Below are 18,242 nucleotides of genomic sequence, written 5' to 3' on the forward strand. Positions count from 1 at the left end.
GTCATGGATAAAAGTAGAAATAACATTATTAAAGCCGATTTATATCGACATGGGGGTTTAATTAACGTGCGAGAAGGTAAAAAAATACCTGGTTTTCGATTTATGTATTACCTACGAAAAGTGTCTAATCATAAAAAAGTTTCGTTCTTAGGGATTTATTATAGGATTATATTTAGAAGGCTTACATTTAAATATGGCTATCAAATTGAAAGTACTACCTCAATAGGAGAAGGCTTTTATATTGGCCATTTTGGAACTATAGTAATTAATCGAGATGTAGTTATTGGAAAGTGCTGTAACATAGCTCATTCTACAACAATAGGGAGCGCAAATAGAGGGAAATTAAAAGGGTGTCCAAAAATTGGTGATAAAGTTTGGATAGGTACAGGTGCTGTTATAGTAGGGAATATAAAAGTTGGTAATAATGTTTTAATTGCTCCCAATTCTTTTGTAAACATGGATGTTCCCGATAACTCTTTAGTAATAGGGAACCCAGCAAAAATTATTTATAAAGAAAATTCTACAGAAGGATATATTAATTATATTCTTGAAGAAGATTTTTTGAAAAAATAAAAAAACCGCACTAAATCGTAAAATTGTGCTAATCTTAAAGATTTCACATTAACTTTGCATATAAAGTAATCAATGACCATATTCGACGCCCTATTTTTTCATTTCTTTCAGCATTATAAAATCAAAAAAAATAAGAAAGCTAATAGTATTGCTACGTTTTACGTAACGATTTTACAATGCAGTTTACTACTGCTTTTAGGTGTGTTTTTTGCTGGCTTTTTTAGGCAAATGCATGTTACTACTATGTCGGCACCAAAAGCATGGGCTTTATTTATATTGGTTTCCGTTTTTCTTTATTTTAAAAATTGGATGCAATATGGCGGAAGAAAACGAAAAGTTTTAAATGCCAAAATGCTAAAAAAGAAAAAGTTGTCTTATAATATTTGGATGCTTTGGTTCTTACCTATAGCCATATTAGGTTTAGCTTTTGTGTTGTTTCAGGCTATATAATTACTTTTTTAAAATAACATATACCGGAAAGTGGTCGCTGTAACCACCTTGGTATTTTGGACCAGCATACGTTCGGTATGGCGAACCTTTATATGGGCCTTTAAAAAGTTTTAAGAAGGGTTCATCAAAAATATTGGCTTTAAAAAATTCGAACTCGTTTTTAGAACTTCTAAAAAAATTAATAGATACTAATATTTGGTCGAAAACAAACCACTGTCGCCTGTGTTTTACCGAGCCACGCGTAAAAGAGCGCAAGGTTTCCATAGGGTTATACAAACCATAATCGTCTACTAAACGCTTAAGACTAAGGTTTTGTGGCGTGTCGTTAAAATCACCTAACACCAAAATTTTAGCATCTTCATTTTTATTTTTTAAAGTTTCAATAATGTCGCTCACTTTTTTGGATGAAGCTAAACGTTTATATTCTGTTTCTTTTTGACCCTCACGTCTAGACGACCAATGATTTACAATTACATGTACGTTTTCGTTATCTAAAACCCCAGAAACTAATAATACATCGCGCGTATAATCAGTAGAGCCATCTGGTTCTGTTAAAACGATGGCAAAAGCTTCAGAATGGGTTACTTTAAATGTTTTTGTGTCGTATAATAAGGCTACATCTATACCACGTTCATCTTTTGATTCAAAATGAATGTAGTTGTAATTACAGTTTTTTAAATGTTTAGAGGTAATTAAGTCTTTTAGTACGCTAGCATTTTCTACCTCGGCTAACCCAACTAAAGCAGGGTGTTTTCCGGTTTCTCGTCTTCCAATATTAGAAATGGCATAACCTATTTTCCGTAATTTATTATGGTAACGTTTCTGTGTCCATTTTTTGATAGATCCCGGTAAAAAATCATTATCATGTTTAAGCTTGTTGTTTTTTAAATCAAATAAGTTTTCTACATTATAAAACGCCACAGCTTGCATATCTTGGCGTACAGGTATATCTTCAAAAGGTGCTATCATAATTCAAAAATATGCTAAAATAATTAAACCCATGGTAATCATTTTTAACATTGAAAATGGAATTAAAATATTAAATATAAAATCAAGGCAATTGTGTAACTTTGTAATATGATAGAAGAGAAAGATATTTCTTTAGAACGCGCCGTGTTAATAGGCGTTATTACTAAAGACCAAAATGAAGAAAAGTCTAGAGAATATTTAGATGAATTAGAGTTTTTAACCTATACCGCAGGAGGATATGCCATAAAGCGTTTTACGCAAAAAATGGATATGCCTAATCCGAAAACCTTTATTGGTACAGGTAAAATGGAAGATGTTCGCCAATTTATTGAGGATAACGATATAAGTACCGCTATTTTTGATGATGAATTATCGTCGGCACAAGAACGAAATATTAGTAAAATATTAAACGTAAAGGTATTAGATAGAACCAATTTGATACTTGATATTTTTGCACAACGCGCACAAACAAGTTATGCGCGTACGCAAGTAGAATTAGCGCAATGTGAATATTTATTACCTCGATTAAGAGGGATGTGGACACACCTTGAACGCCAAAAAGGGGGAATTGGAATGCGCGGACCTGGTGAAACCGAAATAGAAACAGATAGACGTATTGTTCGCGATAAAATAGCATTGCTTAAAGCACGTATTAAAACCATCGATAAGCAAATGGCCATTCAACGTGGTAATCGTGGTAAAATGGTGCGTGTAGCTCTAGTGGGGTACACCAATGTGGGGAAATCTACGCTTATGAATGTTGTAAGCAAAAGTGACGTTTTTGCCGAAAATAAATTGTTCGCAACCTTAGATACCACGGTACGTAAAGTTGTTATTCAAAATTTACCATTTTTATTAAGTGATACTGTAGGGTTTATTAGAAAGCTTCCAACGCAATTGGTAGATAGTTTTAAAAGTACTTTAGATGAGGTTCGTGAAGCCGATTTGTTATTGCACGTTGTAGATATTTCGCATCCTAATTTTGAGGAGCACATTGCATCTGTAGAGAAAATTCTAGGCGAAATTAAAAGTGGTGATAAGCCAACCATTATGGTATTTAATAAAATAGATGCTTATACTGCAGAGCCTTTAGAGGAAGACGATCTAGAAACCGAACGTACCGCAAAACACTATTCATTGGAGGAGTGGAAAAGCACATGGATGAGCAAAGTGGGTAATAATGCTTTATTTATTTCGGCCTTAAATAAAAAGAATTTAGAAGACTTTAAAAAACGTGTTTACGACGAGGTTCGCGATATTCATGTTACCCGTTTTCCATATAACGAGTTTTTATATCCAGATTACAATTACGAAGACATGGAATAGATAAAACTATGTATGGCATTATTTAAAAAGTTATTTAAAAATAAATGGGTGAAATGGGGCTTTGTTGGTTTCACGTCTGTTTTAATATTTTTTGTAGGACTCTATATTAGTATTTACTTAGGCGCTTTTGGTAAAGTGCCAACATCTGCTGAACTAAGTTTTATTAAGCAAGAAGAAGCTACTCAAGTTTTAGATCAAGAAGGGAAACTTGTTGGTAAATATTATGTTTATGATAGGCAACCTCTGCAATTTGAAGATTTACCTAAACATCTTATTGATGCGTTAGTAGCTACCGAAGATGTTCGATTTTTTGAACATGATGGTATTGATAATGTAAGCTTAATGCGGGTTTTTGTAAAAAGTATTTTACTTCAAGATAAATCTGCAGGAGGTGGAAGCACCATAACTTTGCAGTTAGCTAAGAATCTATACGGAAGAAATAATTACAAACTTTTTAGTATGGTAATTAATAAGTTTCGCGAGTCTATTATTGCTAAACGAATTGAAACCATATACTCTAAAAATGAGATTCTTACCATGTATTTTAATACGGTACCTTTCTCTGATAATACTTATGGTATTGAAAGTGCCGCTCGTAAATTTTTTAATAAACCAGCGTTCGAACTTTCTATAGACGAAGCTGCTACTTTGGTTGGTTCGTTAAAAGCTAATAATTATTACAATCCTCGATTACATCCCGAGCGAAGCTTAGATAGGCGTAATGTAGTGCTTAACCAAATGGTAAAATATGGCAATATGCCTCAAGATTCGGCTAAGGTTTACACCAATAAACCATTGGGATTGGATTATAAATCGTTTAATCACGATGTGGGTATAGCGCCTTATTTTAGAGCTCAGGTTAAAAAGGAATTGGCGGTAATTTTAGATAGTATTGAAAAGCCGAATGGCGAAGCTTACGATTTGTATCGCGACGGACTTATAGTGCATACCACCTTGGATATTGGTATGCAAAAAATGGCAGAGGAAGCCATGAAAGAACATCTTACAGCGCTGCAACAAAGTTTTGAACGTTCTTACGGTAGTGCTGCACCATGGCGGAAGAATATGAAATTAATAGAAGCTACTTTAAAAAAATTACCTCAGTATAAACTATATAAGGAAGCAGGATTAACGGACGCTCAAATTAAAGATTCATTATCTATTAAACGAGATACCGAATTGTTTGAATGGGAAGGCGATACCATTAAAAAAGCAAGTGTTATTGATAGCTTACAACATTATTTAAAGTTTTTAAATACTGGTATGCTAAGCATTTCGCCTAAAACGGGAGCTATTAAGGCTTATATTGGAGGCATTGATTATCGTTATTTTAAATACGATCATGTGTCGCAAAGTGAACGTCAAGTAGGTTCTACATTTAAGCCTTTTGTTTATACTGCCGCTATTGAGAATGGCATGAAACCATGCACGTACTTTTCTTTAGCTGAAGTTACTTATAGTAATTTTAACAATTGGACACCATCAAACTCGGGTGGCGAAAATCAAGATCCACATCTTAATTATAATCTAGAAATGGCCTTGAGTAACTCGGTTAATACCATTGCTGTTAAAGTTTTAAATGAGGTTGGAATCCCGAAGGTATTGGAGCAAGCAAAACGCATAGGAATTAATAAAGAGCTGCCTAATTTACCTTCAATTGCGCTTGGTGTAGCAGAAATTAATTTAAAGGAACTAACAGGGGCTTACGCGAGTTATGTAAACGATAGTAAACCGGTTACGCCTTATGCCATTACTAAAGTTACGGATAGAAATGGTAAGGTATTGGCAGCGTTTAAACCAGAAGTATCGGAACTTGCTTTTAAAGACTATACGCGTCAGGTTATGTTAGAAATCATGCAGTCTACAGTTAATAAGGGGACAGCATCTAGATTAAGATCAACCTATGGTTTAAATAATGATATTGCCGGTAAAACAGGGACTACACAAGATAATAAAGATGGCTGGTTTGTTGGTATTACGCCAAAATTAGTGACTGTAACTTGGGTTGGAAACGATAACCAAGCTGTTGGTTTTAGAACAACAGGATTAGGGCAAGGGGCAAATTCTGCCCTACCAATTTTTGCAAAGTTTTATTCTAAACTAAATAAAGATTCCGAGTATAACGACTTAACAAGAAGTCGTTTTGAAAGACCTAGTGATCAAGTCGCTTCGGATTTGGATTGTAATGAAGAAAAACGAGATGGGTTTTTAAAGCGAATTTTTAGTGGTAAAAATAAAAAACGAAAGTTTAAGGGTAATAAAAAATAGATAAAGCAAAAAAACGCACATCTCATGATGTGCGTTTTTTGTTTCTTCGGTAAAAGAGAAGTTCTTAGAACTTGTAGCTTAAACCAAAAGTATAGTAAGTTTGTAAGTCGTTATCAACACTATCAAAAGTTTCACCAGTGTTACCTAATGTTTCAATAGAGTAGTTTAAAGCTTCTTGCTTGTTGTTTCTTAAACCAAAATCAAAACCAACACCAATCATTTTCCATAAAGTATAGCTAAATGAGTTAGTCCAAGTCCAGTTAGAGTAATCTCCAGACTTATAGCTTTGGAAAGCAGATAAGTTTGTTTTAAAGTTAATAGCTCCAATTTGTCTTGTGTAATCAGCAACAATTTTAGCACCTAAAGAAGATTCGAAAACAGAATCACCATCAGCAAATACAAAGTTGTAGTTTAATGGGTGTACAACTACTATTAAGTTTTGTACTGGAGTCCATGTTAAACCAACACCAACATCTAAATATCCAGGATCGTTAAAGTTGTCTAAAAGTGTTGTTCTGTATTCAGCTAAACCAGAAACAGCTAAGTTTTTAGCAATGTTTCTACCGTATAAAGAAGAGATGTTAAAAACATCCGTAGTAGGATTAAAGTCTTTGTCTTCGTCAGTGTTATTAGATGTATCATCTAACTTTACCCAGTTTAGGTTAGTTGTTAAACTATTTCTCCAGAAAAACTTGTCTTCAATTAAATTAGCAAAGGCATTTACTGTTAAACCAATGTTTCCAGAATTGTTGTTTGCAGCTTCTTGAGCATACCAATTTTTAAATCCAGATAAACTTCCACCAATAGTACCAAAAGCACCTTTTCTCCAACCCGGAAGCGCATCAATTTTAGCTTGTAAAGCATTTGCTTCTCCTTGAGCAGCATCTGCTATAGCTTGTTTTTCAGATTTCTGAGCTTGTAACTCTTCTTTTGTTTGTGCGTTTATAGATAAAACGCTAACAGATAATAATAAAGTGAAAAATAATTTTTTCATAATTTTAATTTTTGTTAAAAATTTTTGCAAATATACATTTTAGACTCAACTATGAACTTTTTGTCACAAAAAAATTACAATTTTTTAAAAAGGGGTACAGAAGAACACGCTTCGCCATACATGATGGACTTGGCTACGGTTTGTAACTTGTTGGCAAGCATGATGTAAGCGTTTTGCGGTACAGGTTTATTTGAACAACCTTTTATAATTATGGGTTTGTCTTTATAGTCTGAAACATCGATGGTATTTATGATGTCTTGGTAAATAGAAGTTTCTAAATTATCTAAATTTCCAACTATTGTTTTTTTAGCATAAGGCTCTAGCTGAATGCTTAAAAACATATAAGCCCAACCCGGAATTATGGCATCTGAGCTACATGTTAATGCCACATAAGCATCTTTATATTGAGACCAATCGAAGGCTTTAACTTGTGCTCTAAAATCTTTTTCTCGAAGCACAAACCCTTCAAATAGCCAGTCTTTAATATCAAATAGGACGCGATTGCCTTTAGGATAATAATCCTCAAGGTCTAAAGTAACTAGTTTGCTATTCGCTACGCGATTTATAATTTCGTCTTCCAAAAATGTAATTTGTTAAGGTGTTTTTCGTTTAGTTGTAGGCTTTCGGCTGAATTAAAGCATACCTAACTCTAACTTCGCTTCTTCGCTCATTAACTCTTGTGTCCAAGGCGGATCGAAAGTGATTTCTACTTCTGCTCCTTTTACTTCGTTAAGCGATTTTACTTTTTCCTCTACTTCCAATGGCAGTGTTTCTGCAACAGGACAGTTAGGTGTTGTTAAGGTCATCAATATTTTAACATCGTAATCCTCGTTTACGAAAACATCGTAAATTAATCCTAGTTCGTAAATATCAACAGGGATTTCTGGATCGTAAATCGTTTTTAAAACATTTACTATTTTTTCGCCTAATTCGGCAGTATCTATGGCTTCGCTCATTGTTCTAAATTTTTTTTATTTCCGCGAAAGCGAAAATGGTATTAATATTCCTGCTTTCGCAAGAACGATAAAACACATTATTTAATCTGTGTTTGGTATGCTATAGCATACATTTTTAGTTGTTTCACCATACTTACTAATCCGTTAGCTCGTGTTGGTGATAGATGTTCTTTTAAACCAATTTTATCAATAAAATCGGTATTAGCATCAATAATATCTTGTGGGTGCTGATTTGAAAAGGTACGTATTAAAATAGCTATAATGCCTTTAGTAATTATAGCGTCACTATCGGCAGTGAATTCTATTTTATCATCGTTCAATTCTGCATGGACCCAAACTTTACTTTGGCAACCTTTTATAATATTGCTTTCCGTTTTATATTGGTCGTTAATTAAGGGTAAATCTTTCCCTAAATCAATCATATATTGGTAACGCTCTTCCCAATCTTCAAACATTGCGAATTCGTCTATTATTTCGTTTTGAATGTCTTCAATACTCATAGGTTACTTTTTATACAAAAATACAATAAGTAAATTTGCTATTCAATAATTAGGCGTATGTTAATTTTTAACTGCTTGAATAATAGTATTGCTATCTACGTTTAAGTGTAGCACATTATCCTTTATAGTGTAAGCGTTAATTTTATCTAATGCTTGAAGCATAGCCGTTTCTAAAGCATTTGCGGTAGGTTCGCACATTTTTCTTGTAGATCCCATTTGGCTAAAATTTAAAGCGTTTCCTTCTATTTTATAAGTGCCGAAAAATTGGTTACAGCCAGAATGTCCTGACACTTTTTTTGTAGCTTCATCAAAACTAATAGTTAGTTTTGATGATACATTATTATGCTCTGGAAGTCCTGTAATAGTATAGATTCCTGATGGTGTTTCTGAGGCGCTTGAATTTGGGTCGTTAGTGCCGTTTTTACAAGAGTTTAGAGCTAAAAAGCTTAGTAGTAAAACAGTAACGTATTTCATGTTGAATTTAATTTGAATGTTATTTTGAAAGGTATTACAATAAATAAGCCAAAGCTGTTAGGATAGCATCATTTTTGCTTTTTTTACACCTTCAACCAAAGTATCTATTTCGGCCTTAGTATTGTAAAATGCAAAAGATGCTCTAACGGTTCCTGGAATTTTGTAAAAATCCATAATGGGTTGGGCGCAATGGTGCCCCGTTCTTACTGCAATTCCTAGTTTATCTAAAATAGTGCCAACATCGTAAGGATGTATGCCTTCTAGATTAAAAGAAATAACCGAGGTTTTTTGTTTTGAGGTGCCGTAAATTTTTAAACCTTCAATTTCTAAAAGTTTTTTTGTGGCGTATTCTAAAAGCTCATGTTCGTAATTAGCAATGGCTGTAAAGCCTACGCTGTTCATGTAATCTAGGGCTGCTCCAAATGCTATACCACCACATATATTTGGTGTTCCGGCTTCGAATTTATGCGGTAATGCGGCGTATGTTGTTTTTCGAAATGTTACTTCGGCTATCATTTCGCCACCACCTTGATAAGGAGGTAATTTGTTAAGCCATTCTTCTTTGCCGTAAAGCATACCAACACCTGTAGGCCCACAAGTTTTATGTGCCGATGTTACATAAAAATCGACATTTAGTGCTTGTACATCTGGTTTTATATGTGGTGCAGATTGTGCACCATCAATTAAAACGGCAGCACCAACTTGGTGCGCTTTTTCGATGATATTCTCTATAGGATTTATGGTGCCTAATGCATTTGAAATGTGATTTACAAATACAAGTTTAGTGTTTTTGGATAGTAATGCATCGAATTCTGAAATGACTAGTTCGCCTTCGTCATTCATAGGAATGACTTTTAAACTAGCACCTGTACGTTCACAAAGCATTTGCCAAGGCACAATATTGCTATGGTGCTCTAAGGCAGATACAATGATTTCATCTCCTTTTTTTAATAGCGATGAAAATCCATTTGCTACCAAGTTAATACTATGGGTGGTGCCCGATGTAAAAATGATTTCGTGCGCAAACTTAGCATTAAAATGTGCTTGTATTTTATGGCGTGCTTGTTCGTATAAATCGGTTGCTTCTTGACTTAAGGTATGTACACCACGATGTATATTTGCATTGTAGTTTGAGTAATAATCTACAATAACATCGATAACTTGTTGTGGTGTTTGCGATGTGGCTGCATTATCAAAATACACTAAAGGTTTACCGTTTACTTTTCTAGAAAGTATCGGGAAGTCTTTTCGTATGTCTTCTACATTAAACATGGCGGGTGGTTTAGCCCCGATTGAGGCATTTGTTGGAGCTCCTCGTATATAGTCCTTCGACTGCGCTCTGGATAAACTTTTGCCGAAAGCGGGATTAGCTTCAAAATAAAAATTTTATAATTAACATAAAGAGATTCCCTCTTTCGAGGGAATGACAAAATATGCTATAAATCGAAACCAATATTTACGCCTAATTTGTTGGCGATAATTTTGGTAATACGTTGCTTTAATTCTGGTATTTTAACTGAGCTTAATACGTTATTGCTAAAAGCAAACATTAAAAGCGCTTTGGCTTCTTTTTCTGGAATACCTCTAGATTGCATGTAAAACATAGCGCTTTCGTCTAATTGCCCGATGGTACAACCGTGAGAACACTTAACATCGTCGGCAAAAATTTCTAATTGCGGTTTGGTGTTTATAGATGCCTTATCGCTTATTAAAATATTGTTGTTTGCTTGAAATGCATTGGTTTTTTGCGCTTCTTTATTTACAAGTACTTTACCGTTAAAGACACCTGTAGAGCTGTCGTCGAAAATACCTTTGTAATCTTGGTGACTTTCGCAATTTGGCTCTATATGGTGAACTAAAGTGTTATGGTCTACATGTTGTTTGTTACCAATTATGGTAATACCTTTTAGGGTAGAATCGATACGCTCTCCTTCTTGATAGAAGTTTAAATTGTTACGTATTAATTTACCACCAAATGAAAAGGTATGTACAGATGCAAAACTTTCTCTACTTTGTTTTACGAAAGTATGGTCTATTAATGTCGCGTTTTCGTTGTCGTTTTGGATTTTGTAAAAATCGACAATGGCACGTTTATTAGCAAAAATCTCGGTTACACTATTTGTTAGTACAGGATTTTCTGCTAAACTTTGGTGACGCTCTAAAATTTGCACATGCGAGTTCTCGCCAACTACAACTAAATTACGTGGTTGTAACATAGTTGCAGACTCGTTTCCTGTTGAAAAATGTAGAATTTGTATTGGTTTTTCTACTATTTTATTTTTTGGAATATGGATATAAGCACCCTCACAAGAAAAGGCTGTGTTTAACGATGTTAAACTGTCTTTTTCGGCTGCTTTATTAAAATAGTTTTTAATAACCAATTGGTACTTAGGTTTGTTTAAGGCCGAAGACATTAAACATACATCGATACCATCGTGTGTAGTTTGCGACAGATGCGAAGCATATTTACCGTCTATAAAAACAATTTTGTAAGTATCTATATCATGGATAAAGTACTTTTTAATATCCTTAAATTCTAAGGCGTTTTCTTGTTTAGGGAAAACACTGTAGTCTTCTTTTAATATACTATTTAAAGAGGTGTATTTCCAAGCTTCTTCTTTTTTAGAAGGGAAACCTTGGTCTTCAAATATTTTTATAGCATCAGTTCTAACATCATGCACATAGCTGTCTATATCAACTTTGTTTTCTAATGCTAAAAATGACGATACTAATTTTTCTTTTAAATCCATTGTTTTCAGTTTTCAGTCTCAGTCTCAGTTTTTAGTAAATAAAAACTTTGATTTTTGACTGTTTACTTTCTATTAAAATTTTTAGTAATCAGGTTTGAGTAAGCCATTGCAAACTGCCACTGAATACTGCAACTATTTACGCGTTTACTTCTTCTTTAATCCAGTCGTAACCTTTTTCTTCTAATTCGTGCGCTAGTTCTTTACCACCAGATTTTACTATACGACCATTATAAAGTACGTGTACAAAATCTGGAACGATATAGTCTAATAAACGTTGGTAGTGTGTAATTACTACAACAGCGTTGTCTTTACTTTTTAATTTATTTACACCATTAGCTACAATACGAAGGGCATCGATATCTAATCCAGAATCTGTTTCGTCAAGGATTGCTAATTTAGGCTCTAACATAGCCATTTGGAAAATCTCATTACGTTTCTTTTCTCCTCCAGAAAAACCTTCGTTTAATGAACGTGATAAGAACTTTCTATCTATTTCTAGTAATTCAGATTTTTCACGAATCATTTTAAGCATGTCTTTTGCAGGCATATCCTCAAGACCTTTTGCTTTACGTGTTTCGTTTATAGCTGTTTTCATGAAGTTAGTAACAGAAACTCCAGGAATTTCTATTGGATATTGAAACGATAAAAACACACCTTTGTGAGCGCGTTCTTCGGCTGCTAATTCTTCGATATCTTCACCTTCAAAAAGAATATTACCATCGGTAACTTCGTATTCTTCCTTACCAGCAATAACAGAGGCTAATGTACTTTTACCAGAACCGTTAGGTCCCATTATTGCGTGTACTTCACCTGCTTTAACTTCAAGATTAATACCTTTTAAGATGCTTTTATCTTCAATGCTTGCGTGTAAATTATTTATTTTTAACATACTTTATATTTAAAATTCCAAATTCGAAATCCCAAGTGATTACTTCTGCTATGGGTTTAGAGTTTGTAGTTTATTTTTTATTCTAGTTAGTTTTCTAATTTTATAACTTTATTATCTTCTTTAGGTGTTGGTTTTACGTTTAGGATTTCCATAACTTCAACTTTGTTTTCCCAAAGAATTTTTTCGTCTTTTTGGTTTGTTATTTTCCCGCGAATTTCAATTAAAACCATATCTGTTGGTTCGCTTTTATACTGTTGGGCTTGTTTATCTAATTCTTCGAGCTTATCTGTAATTAGCACACCATAAATATCGGAATGTGTTTGCAAAACTGCAGCGCCATCGTAATACACAAATTCACCTTTTAAAAGCGTGAGTCCGTCATTTTGTTTTGCTGTTTTTTCTTCTGTTGAAGAATTACTAGTGTTTTGATTTTCAGATTTCGAATCGTTTTTACAGCTTGTTAATCCTGTAATAGATACTAATAAAATTAATAATACTCTTTTCATATGTATTAATGTTTTCAGTTAAATTGATGAAATTCCTGCCTACGCAGAAATGTCAAGAATTTTATCCAACACTTCCTTCTAAACTAATTTCTAATAACTTTTGAGCCTCAACCGCAAACTCCATTGGTAATTTATTTAATACCTCTTTACTAAAGCCGTTTACAATTAATGCAATGGCTTTTTCGGTATCGATACCACGTTGGTTACAGTAAAAAATTTGGTCTTCACCAATTTTACTAGTTGTTGCTTCGTGTTCTATTTTGGCTGTTTTATTTTTAGCCTCAATGTATGGGAACGTGTGTGCACCACATTCGTTACCCATTAATAAACTATCGCATTGCGAAAAGTTACGTGCATTATCGGCTCTAGAATTTATTTGAACTAAACCTCGGTAACTGTTTTGAGATTTTCCGGCTGAAATTCCTTTTGATATAATGGTAGACTTAGTGTTTTTTCCTAAGTGAATCATTTTTGTTCCAGTATCGGCTTGTTGGTAGTTGTTTGTTACTGCTATTGAGTAAAACTCACCTACCGAATTATCACCTTTTAAAATACAAGATGGGTATTTCCATGTTACTGCAGATCCTGTTTCAACTTGTGTCCATGAGATTTTAGCATTTTTCTCGCATAAACCTCTTTTGGTTACAAAATTGTAAACACCACCTTTACCTTCAGAATTTCCTGGGTACCAGTTTTGAACAGTCGAATATTTAATTTCGGCATCATCCAAAGCAATTAGCTCTACAACAGCTGCGTGTAATTGATTTTCATCACGACTTGGTGCTGTACAGCCTTCTAGGTAACTTACATAACTACCTTCATCGGCAACTAAAAGCGTTCTTTCAAACTGACCTGTTCCTGCTTGATTAATACGGAAGTATGTTGATAATTCCATTGGGCAACGTACACCTTTAGGAATATAACAGAAAGACCCATCACTAAATACAGCAGAATTTAAAGCCGCATAAAAGTTATCTTTTGTTGGAACGATAGTACCTAAATATTTTTTCACCAATTCTGGATGCTCTTTAATAGCTTCAGAAATACTCATGAAAATTATTCCTTTTTCTCCTAATGTTTTCTTGAATGTAGTTGCAACAGAAACAGAATCTACAACAATATCCATAGCGACATTGTTCATCTTTTTTTGTTCATCAACAGAAATCCCTAATTTTTTATACATAGCAAGTAAATCTGGATCTACATCGTCTAATGTTTTATTTGGGTCTACGGCTGTTGGTGCAGAATAATAAGCTATTGCTTGAAAATCTGGTTTTTCATAATTAACATTGGCCCATTCAGGCTCAGTCATTTCTTTCCAAACTTTAAAAGCATCTAATCTCCAATCGGTCATCCATTGCGGCTCTTCCTTTTTCTTAGAAATAGCACGTACAATATCTTCATTTAAGCCAATAGGAAATGTTTCAGATTCTATATCCGTATAAAACCCGTATTCATATTCTTTGGTTTTTAATTCTTCGCGTAAGTCATCCTCGGTATACTTCGACATATTACTTTCTTATTTTATAATGAAAATGATTCGCCACATCCACAAGTACGGTTGGCGTTAGGGTTGTTAAAAACGAAACCTGTTCCGTTTAACCCTCCAGAATATTCTAATGTTGTACCTATTAGGTATAAAAAGCTTTTTTTATCAACTATGATTTTGATGTCGTTATCTTCAAAAACTTTATCGCCTTCTTGTTGTTCTTTATCAAACTTTAAATCGTAAGATAATCCAGAGCAACCTCCACTTTTTACTCCAACACGTACATAGTCAACAGTGGCATCATAACCATCATCGGTCATAAGCTCAACTACTTTCTTTTTTGCTGTTTCAGAGACTTTTATCATATTGTTTTATTATTAAATTTAGATGTGTATTAATGCATATATTAAGACAGTTTCTAAATAGAGCACAAATATACAATATAAGTCCCTGAAAATCGAATAACCTAACATTATATTAGTATATAGTTTAATAGGTTTTTCTTATCAATAAACAATAGCTCGAATTATAGGTTGATTCGAGCGTAATAATAAGGGTAATATGATAAGTAATTTAAGGGTTTACGCCGTTTTTTTGTGAAGAAATTGAGCGGTTATTTCGCTATTTTCTTTATTGTAATAAGGTGTAATTATTCCGTTGTTTTCATATTTAAAATAACCACGACAAGACTTGCATATAAGTTCTGGTGTATTAGCATTAGCTTCAATTAGCCTGAAGTAATTATGGCCATAGGCAATGCAAAACGCATTTAAAGTAGTTTTGTTCATAAAATGAAAGATTTGGGGACTGTAAAAGTACTAAAAAACTTGTAAAATCAGACAAAAACAACTTTATTTTCGATGAAATGCATTAATATTGTAGTCTAATACGTGCTTTTATGATTTAATGGATAATAAAATCATAATCTGAAAGTGATAGTAGAAAAGCTTTTAAATCTGCTTTATCACTATCAGATAAATTAACACCACCTTGGTTTATTTTTTTCATTAAAGGATCTATGGTCGCTGAGGTTTTTAAGCCTTCGCTGTAATGATTTATAACTTCCTCTAGTGTTGCAAATCGGCCATCGTGCATGTATGGCGCGGTAAAGGCAAGGTTTCTAAGCGAGGGCGATTTAAATTTTCCGTTGTCGGCTGGATCTCCTGTTACGGCACCTAAGCCTAGATCTGTAAAGGTGTTGTCTAGTCCATTATTATGAAACGAATTGTCCGTCCAGAGTGGGTTTTTATCGCTGCCATGACAATGGAAACAATCGCCTTTAGTTTCGTCCATAAAAACGTTAAAACCATTAAGTTCATTTGAAGTTAATTCGGTTTCACCCAACAGATATTGATCAAATTTAGAGTTAGCAGAAATTAAAGTGCGTTCAAATTGAGCAATGGCTTTTGCTACTAATGTAGAATCGATATTGCTTGTGCCAAAAGCATTTTTGAATAAGTTTGGGTATTCGCTGTCTTGTTGAAGTTTTAGTTGGACATCCTTCCAGTTGCTATTCATTTCGTTTGGGTCTGAAACAGGAACAAATGCCTGATGTTCTAAACTAAAAGTATTGCCATCCCAAAAGAATTTTTCATCGTAATTCCAGGCTAGGTTGAATAGTGGCATGGAATTTCTACTGCCTAAATTGCCGTTTATGCCTTCGCTAAATTTAGCCGAATCTGAAAATGCATTTTCTGGAGCGTGACAGTCTGCACAGGCTTGGGTGTTATTTCCAGATAATATAGGATCGAAAAATAGTTTTTTCCCTAACGTAATGCCTTCTTGGGTTTGCGGATTATCAATAGGGATTATTGGCGGAATTATATTGTCTGCAAAGAGTTTTGGAATTTGCAAAGGACTTGGAGTTGCCACGTATTGTTCTACTGATTCATTTTCGCAAGAAAAACAAAACAGTAAAGCAAGCATGATATGACAAAGCCATTTTTTCAATTAAATTATTGATTCACAGATTCTAGACTAAATACATTTTGTCCGTTTTCATTCATCATTATTTGTGCAGCCGAATTTGGCATGAGTGCTTGGTTTAGTTCATTTAAATTCCAAGTGTTTGGTGTTTTAAACCACTCGGCAATATTCATTTCAATATTAAAGGTAGCATTACTAGTTATTGTGGTTGGGCCTAGGTTAACAACTATAAAGGTGTCTTGAGGGAAACTTGGGTTTTCTCCAGGATTATCAACTGCGCGAATAGCATGGTAATTAAAGCCTTGTTCTTTATTGGCATCGTTTAAAAATTTACCGTCGAATTGCATGTAATGGTAGCCGCCACCAAGCATATCTGGTACAATCCACGATGCTGTGTTTAAATCGGTATAGTTGTTCATATTATCTTCATTATTAAAGCCAAAAGTAAATGAAATATTGCTGTATTCGCCAGTTGTAACAAAGGTTGAAGGCATAAAACTTAGGTTTTCGTTATTTGTAACATCAACTAGGTTGTAGCCTTCTAAAACAATGATTTTACCATCACTTTTATGAAACGTTATTTTTGAAATGAGATAACGTAATCGCTCGATGCTTAATTGGTTCCCGTAAGCATTTGTGAATTTTATAGCGTTGAAATCAGTGTTTGTAACCGCAGTACCATCCCAATTATGATTAAAATTGAAAGTAACATGGGTTAAATCTACTTTGTCATTATTACTACATGCTGATGATAGCATCAATAAAAAAAGAAGTGGTAGGGAGATTCTTTTCATTTTATGTGATTAATTTAATTTGAATATTAGTAAATCTGAAAACCCGTTATTAGTTGAAAGATCAAAATTAGAACTACTTGTGTCTCCAACTACTATGATGCTTTTATTATTAAGCTCGACAGCGTCGTAGGCGAAATCAATTTCTGATCCTCCTATGGTGTTTTGCCATAAAAGTTTTCCGTTAGTGTCTATTTTTAATAACCATGCATCATTCTGACCGTAATTTGTGGTTAAATCGCCATCTAAACTTCGGGAGTTTCCTGCTATTATGAAGTTGTTATCTGCCGTTTTAGAAATGGATAATGCCACGTCAAAACTACTGCCTCCAAAAGATTTTTCCCAAATAAGGTTTCCTGTAGGTGTTATTTTAATAGCCCATAAATCTGCAGCACCATTGTTGTTAGAAACGTCGATATCACTACTTCTAGTATTGCCAACAATAATATAGTTGCCATCGCTAGATTTTACAATGGCTCTAGCCTCATCGGTTTGCGAGCCTCCAAAAGATTTTTCCCAGTCTAAAGTTCCGGTTTCAGATAGTTTTACTACCCAGAAATCGTAAGTGCCTTTATTGTCTTTTATATCTACATCGTTGCTATCAGAGGAGCCTACAATTAAAAAACCATTATCTTCAGTTTGAATGGCATCATAAGGTGTATCGGTAAATGAGCCTCCATAATAGTTTCGCCATTGTATTACTCCTAAAGTATTTATTTTAATGGCCCAATAATCGCCTCCGGCATGTAGAGTTTTTGAAGATTTTGAATTCGTGTTTTTACTATTTCCTTGTCCGTTGGATGCCGAAACATCTAGTACACCCGTTAATAAGAAGCCACCGTCGTTGGTTTGGATTATGGTGTTGCCTATGTCTGCGCCTAAAAAACCATAGTTTTTTTGCCATAAAATAGTACCAGAAGCCGTTAGTTTTAACACCCAAAAATCGTGAGCACCTTGGTAATTTGTAATATCTCCATCGTTACTTTTGCTAAATCCAATAACAGCATAACCGCCATCGGAGGTTTGAATAATATCGTTACCTCTATCATCATCAGTTCCGCCACAAGTTTTTTGCCACTCTAGGTTGCTGTTTTGGTCGTATTTTAGTATCCAATAATCAAAAGACTCGTTGGTTTTATTGGTGATGTCGCCATCTAAACTTTGTGTGTATCCTAAAATAATGTAGCCACCATCTGAAGTTTTGGAAATAGCTTGAGCGCTTTCGTTTTTGGTTCCTCCTAAAGATTTTACAAAACTAGTAGTAACAGATTCTGCTGCTGTTTTTGGAGATTCTTCAGTTTTAGAGCAACTAAAGCATAGTAAAGCCATGGCAAATATGCCAACTGTAATACGGTATTGCTTTGAGCGAATAGGCATAATC

General features: G+C 34.1%; 20 protein-coding genes. 4 read left to right on the top strand and 16 right to left on the bottom strand.

Annotation, left to right across the window (positions count from 1 at the left end; translation table 11 throughout):
• The first annotated feature begins 3 nt into the window (after window positions 1–3).
• Together HNQ90_RS17140 and HNQ90_RS17145 are read left to right on the top strand one after the other, a co-directional pair.
• Entirely contained in the window at window positions 4–573 is a 570-nt protein-coding gene (locus HNQ90_RS17140) for a serine O-acetyltransferase (protein WP_144118173.1), read from the top strand.
• A 72-nt stretch (window positions 574–645) separates the two neighbouring features.
• A complete protein-coding gene (locus HNQ90_RS17145; RefSeq protein WP_144118172.1) occupies window positions 646–1,023 on the top strand; it encodes a hypothetical protein in 378 nt (125 codons plus the stop codon).
• Here the strand turns inward: HNQ90_RS17145 and HNQ90_RS17150 are convergent, their stop codons facing one another.
• The gene (locus tag HNQ90_RS17150; protein WP_144118171.1) at window positions 1,024–1,992 is read right to left on the bottom strand and encodes an endonuclease/exonuclease/phosphatase family protein; all 969 of its coding nucleotides are present in this window, start codon (window positions 1,990–1,992) and stop codon (window positions 1,024–1,026) included. It abuts the gene before it with no gap.
• Between the two features lie 108 nt (window positions 1,993–2,100).
• On the opposite strand from HNQ90_RS17150, the gene hflX reads away from it, so the two are divergent.
• Window positions 2,101–3,318, top strand: coding sequence for a GTPase HflX (gene hflX / locus HNQ90_RS17155; protein WP_144118170.1), 1,218 nt, complete (start codon window positions 2,101–2,103; stop codon window positions 3,316–3,318).
• Between the two features lie 12 nt (window positions 3,319–3,330).
• Window positions 3,331–5,586, top strand: coding sequence for a penicillin-binding protein 1A (locus tag HNQ90_RS17160; protein WP_144118169.1), 2,256 nt, complete (start codon window positions 3,331–3,333; stop codon window positions 5,584–5,586).
• 64 nt (window positions 5,587–5,650) lie between these two features.
• Here HNQ90_RS17160 and HNQ90_RS17165 read toward each other — a convergent pair whose 3' ends face one another.
• From HNQ90_RS17165 to HNQ90_RS17235, 15 genes are all read right to left on the bottom strand, one after another.
• A complete protein-coding gene (locus tag HNQ90_RS17165; protein ID WP_144118168.1) occupies window positions 5,651–6,580 on the bottom strand; it encodes a DUF3078 domain-containing protein in 930 nt (309 codons plus the stop codon).
• 74 nt (window positions 6,581–6,654) lie between these two features.
• Window positions 6,655–7,161, bottom strand: a complete 507-nt coding sequence (locus HNQ90_RS17170) for a DUF2480 family protein (RefSeq protein ID WP_144118167.1) — start codon at window positions 7,159–7,161, stop codon at window positions 6,655–6,657.
• 51 nt (window positions 7,162–7,212) lie between these two features.
• Window positions 7,213–7,536 carry a DUF59 domain-containing protein gene (locus tag HNQ90_RS17175; protein ID WP_144118166.1) on the bottom strand — a complete coding sequence of 108 codons (324 nt, stop codon included), beginning with the start codon at window positions 7,534–7,536 and terminating at the stop codon, window positions 7,213–7,215.
• Between the two features lie 77 nt (window positions 7,537–7,613).
• Window positions 7,614–8,036: a SufE family protein gene (locus HNQ90_RS17180; RefSeq protein WP_144118165.1), complete on the bottom strand. Its 423-nt coding sequence runs from the start codon at window positions 8,034–8,036 to the stop codon at window positions 7,614–7,616.
• A 60-nt stretch (window positions 8,037–8,096) separates the two neighbouring features.
• The gene (locus HNQ90_RS17185; RefSeq protein ID WP_144118164.1) at window positions 8,097–8,510 is read right to left on the bottom strand and encodes an META domain-containing protein; all 414 of its coding nucleotides are present in this window, start codon (window positions 8,508–8,510) and stop codon (window positions 8,097–8,099) included.
• A 57-nt stretch (window positions 8,511–8,567) separates the two neighbouring features.
• On the bottom strand, window positions 8,568–9,782 hold the full coding sequence (locus HNQ90_RS17190) for an aminotransferase class V-fold PLP-dependent enzyme (protein WP_144118163.1): 1,215 nt from the start codon (window positions 9,780–9,782) through the stop codon (window positions 8,568–8,570).
• Window positions 9,783–9,946: 164 nt separating this feature from the next.
• Window positions 9,947–11,260: a Fe-S cluster assembly protein SufD gene (sufD, locus tag HNQ90_RS17195; protein ID WP_144118162.1), complete on the bottom strand. Its 1,314-nt coding sequence runs from the start codon at window positions 11,258–11,260 to the stop codon at window positions 9,947–9,949.
• Between the two features lie 136 nt (window positions 11,261–11,396).
• Window positions 11,397–12,149, bottom strand: coding sequence for a Fe-S cluster assembly ATPase SufC (gene sufC, locus HNQ90_RS17200; protein WP_144118161.1), 753 nt, complete (start codon window positions 12,147–12,149; stop codon window positions 11,397–11,399).
• A gap of 86 nt (window positions 12,150–12,235) precedes the next feature.
• Complete coding sequence (locus HNQ90_RS17205) at window positions 12,236–12,655, bottom strand: hypothetical protein (protein ID WP_144118160.1); 420 nt, start codon at window positions 12,653–12,655, stop codon at window positions 12,236–12,238.
• Window positions 12,656–12,716: 61 nt separating this feature from the next.
• A complete protein-coding gene (gene sufB, locus HNQ90_RS17210) occupies window positions 12,717–14,165 on the bottom strand; it encodes a Fe-S cluster assembly protein SufB (RefSeq protein WP_144118159.1) in 1,449 nt (482 codons plus the stop codon).
• A gap of 14 nt (window positions 14,166–14,179) precedes the next feature.
• The gene (locus HNQ90_RS17215) at window positions 14,180–14,509 is read right to left on the bottom strand and encodes a HesB/IscA family protein (RefSeq protein WP_144118158.1); all 330 of its coding nucleotides are present in this window, start codon (window positions 14,507–14,509) and stop codon (window positions 14,180–14,182) included.
• Window positions 14,510–14,725: 216 nt separating this feature from the next.
• Window positions 14,726–14,932, bottom strand: a complete 207-nt coding sequence (locus HNQ90_RS17220) for a hypothetical protein (protein WP_144118157.1) — start codon at window positions 14,930–14,932, stop codon at window positions 14,726–14,728.
• A gap of 115 nt (window positions 14,933–15,047) precedes the next feature.
• Window positions 15,048–16,070 (bottom strand): cytochrome-c peroxidase, encoded by a 1,023-nt coding sequence (locus HNQ90_RS17225; RefSeq protein WP_144118156.1) that lies wholly within the window; start codon window positions 16,068–16,070, stop codon window positions 15,048–15,050.
• Window positions 16,071–16,099: 29 nt separating this feature from the next.
• Entirely contained in the window at window positions 16,100–16,864 is a 765-nt protein-coding gene (locus HNQ90_RS17230) for an MbnP family protein (protein WP_144118155.1), read from the bottom strand.
• A gap of 9 nt (window positions 16,865–16,873) precedes the next feature.
• Window positions 16,874–18,238 (bottom strand): hypothetical protein, encoded by a 1,365-nt coding sequence (locus tag HNQ90_RS17235; protein WP_144118154.1) that lies wholly within the window; start codon window positions 18,236–18,238, stop codon window positions 16,874–16,876.
• Window positions 18,239–18,242 lie beyond the last annotated feature (4 nt).

The organism is Algibacter amylolyticus, assembly GCF_014202225.1.
Taxonomy (GTDB): domain Bacteria; phylum Bacteroidota; class Bacteroidia; order Flavobacteriales; family Flavobacteriaceae; genus Algibacter_B; species Algibacter_B amylolyticus.